Below are 2,385 nucleotides of genomic sequence, written 5' to 3'. Positions count from 1 at the left end.
ACCAATTATTCTAGATGAGTTTGCCAATACTTCTTCAGCAGGTGTAATTATTGCTTTACATCGTACAGGCCACGAAGTAGATGATGGTGAATATGGCGTGATTTCATCTTTCGGTGCTGGTTATTCAGTAGGTTCGATTGTTGTACAAAAGCATGTTGCTTAAGTTACTAGATTAATTAAAAACGCTCGTAAGAGCGTTTTTTTATGGCACAAAAATAATAAAGCGAGCCAAAATTAGCCCGCTTCATTTGAATCAAAAATGATTAAAACTTTTTAGTGTAGTTTACAAACAAGCGATCTTCACCAAAGTCATTGCCATGTTTTACGTTGTAATCAATTCGAATATATTGCAGGGCAAAGCCTTTTAAGAAAGGCTGTTGAAACGTATAGTTTAAAATCACATTCGACTCAGTTTCATGGTTTTTCTCACCATTTACTGCTTTAAAGTCATGACCGTAAACATATTTCACCATTGCGTTTAAGCCCGGAACGTAATCTTTAAAGTCGTAGCCGTACATCACATGGTAAGACTTTTCATCTTCTTTGAAAAAGCCTGTGGCATTCCAGTTAATGAAATAAGTTTCTGGTAAGAAGCCATCTGGTAATGGGTAAGCCGACTCTCCAATAATTTGTTGGTAACCCAAACCAAAGGTATGGTTTTTTACTTTGACGGTTTCAAGTAAACCAATGTTCTGGGCATCAATATCAAAGGTATTGCCGTCATCTTTCGCATTAAAGTATTTAAATTTGGAGGTCAGGGCAAAAGTTGGTTGTTTCCACGTATGCTCAAGCCCTACATAGTGTTTATTGTAGAGATCTTCTAAATTACCAAAATAATATTCGCCCTTCAAAGACGGCGTAAATTGATAGCGCAGGTCAATATAATTTAAGCCATCAGATTCTTTGGTCATTCCATTTGCCGTGAATGAAAACTTTTTAAAGTCTTCTTCATTTCGTGGCGAGACTTTTTCCACTCGGCCAATTTCGGCATAGAGCTGATCTGAAAGTTGCGACTTAAGATTGGTTCCCCAATAAGAGGCAAGTAATTGTCGGCTGGCATCCACAGCCGTTACTGGTAAGTCTAACCAGAGTTCACCGACACTTAAAAGGGTTTTGTCGTAGCCTAGTTTTAAAGTTGCGCCGTATTTTAAAAAGTCAGATGCTTGAGATTGCGTTTCCTTATTAAAAGGTAAGACCGTGTCCGCAACATGTTTGTCTGAACTCAAGCGCACGGCGTATTGAACAGAAGCATCGGCACCAATCGTAATTGGCTTGTCTGCAATTTGCAGAGGGGTGTCATGCATTTTCGATTTATAAAATAATGATGCTGCCTGAGACCAGCTACCCGTATCTTTGAGTGCATCATTATCAAAATTACGGTTGATATAGGCATTTTTTAGCGTGAACTTCCATTCATCTTCACTTTGTTGAGTGGTGTCTGCTGCCCATAAACTTGAGCTAGTCAATAAACCTAATAATGTGGCTATTGCTAAATTACATGGTTTAAAGCGGTGTAATAATTCCATAATCCATTTCCAAAAAGATGCGCCAGTCCTCGGCGCATGTATTTTTACTGCTGGGTAAGCGTGTTTTGAGGGTTAAAAGTTGATGGCGTTTGTGCGGCAACAGAGGCTTTGAGATTGACCATAAATATTGTAAGTGCAGCAATCACACCCGGAATTGCAATCGCTAAGAAATTCATTTGGTGAGGAAGCTCAAATGTGAGCAGAGCTCCGGTTAAAACTGGTCCGATAATCGCGCCAATACGGCCAATGCCAGATGCCCAGCCCATGCCAGTTGAACGAAGTGCTGTTGGATAGAACTGTGCCACGAAAGTGTAGAGTAAGATCTGCGAACCAATTGTGGCAGCACCAGCAATTGCAATCAGGCTATATAAAATAAATTGCGGACTATTAATGCCAAGTAGAATTAAAGCTGCTGATCCCACAATAAACATAATGGTAATAACAGGTTTTAAATGGAATCTGTCTGCTAAAGCACCGCCACCAATTGCTCCGACCATACCGCCAATATTGAGTGCAAACAGGAACAACATGCTTGCACCTAATGAGTAGCCCGCTTGCAGCATGAGTTTAGGCAACCAGCTTCCTAAGGCATACACCATGAGTAAGCACATAAAGAAAGCAATCCAGAACATAAACGTGCTGAAGGTACGGCCTTGTTGGAAAAGCGCACGGACAGGTGCATCTGTTGTTGTACTTTCATTTAACACCAGTTGAGTATTGGCATTGACTTGAGTTTGAGGCGCAATTTTACTCACTATATTTTTTGCCTGTTCGCTATGATTAGATTTCACTAAAAAGGCGAGAGACTCTGGTAAAAATTTCCAAATGAGCGGGAGCAGTAACAAGGGAATACCAGCAA

3 protein-coding genes are annotated in these 2,385 nt (G+C 40.3%); 1 reads left to right on the top strand and 2 read right to left on the bottom strand.

The window, feature by feature from the left end; all coding sequences use genetic code 11:
- The coding region (locus VXQ92_RS15755; protein ID WP_416682438.1) for a 3-oxoacyl-[acyl-carrier-protein] synthase III C-terminal domain-containing protein at positions 1-163 on the top strand (163 nt) is incomplete at its 5' end.
- A gap of 100 nt (positions 164-263) precedes the next feature.
- Here VXQ92_RS15755 and VXQ92_RS15750 read toward each other — a convergent pair.
- Both VXQ92_RS15750 and VXQ92_RS15745 read right to left on the bottom strand, forming a co-directional pair.
- The gene (locus VXQ92_RS15750) at positions 264-1,526 is read right to left on the bottom strand and encodes an OprD family outer membrane porin (protein ID WP_416682436.1); all 1,263 of its coding nucleotides are present in this window, start codon (positions 1,524-1,526) and stop codon (positions 264-266) included.
- Positions 1,527-1,570: 44 nt separating this feature from the next.
- The coding region (locus VXQ92_RS15745) for an MFS transporter (RefSeq protein WP_416682434.1) at positions 1,571-2,385 on the bottom strand (815 nt) is incomplete at its 5' end.

It is taken from the genome of Acinetobacter sp. 228, from assembly GCF_048147885.1.
This window is presented reverse-complemented; position numbering and strand designations above follow the sequence as displayed.